The sequence below is a fragment of the Vibrio marinisediminis genome, from assembly GCF_014050145.1.
Lineage (GTDB): Bacteria > Pseudomonadota > Gammaproteobacteria > Enterobacterales > Vibrionaceae > Vibrio > Vibrio marinisediminis.
The window spans coordinates 1-234 of the sequence record NZ_JACFYF010000353.1 but is presented as its reverse complement, the minus strand read 5'-3'; the positions used below and the strand labels follow the sequence as shown (position 1 = coordinate 234).

Annotated in this window: 1 protein-coding gene; it reads right to left on the bottom strand. The window is 67.5% G+C overall.

The features are described from left to right. Nucleotides 1–20: 20 nt before the first annotated feature. Nucleotides 21–234: energy transducer TonB (locus tag H2O73_RS21445; protein ID WP_182110840.1), on the bottom strand; the 214-nt coding region annotated here is incomplete at its 5' end.

Below are 234 nucleotides of genomic sequence, written 5' to 3'. Positions count from 1 at the left end.
CATGGGAGACTCCTCGCGACTCATCTCAGCTGAAATTCCAGGCGCTGGCGCGCTCGCCGCAGCCCCTGGGCCGGCTCGAAGCGCCAGCGCGACACCGACCGGCGCGCCGCCTTGTCGAAGACATTGGTGGGTCGCGCCGAGAGCACCTGAATGCTGCCCGGATCCACGCTGCCGTCAGAACGAATGACGAACTGCAGCTCGACATACCCCTCGAGACCACGGCGCTGGGCCCGA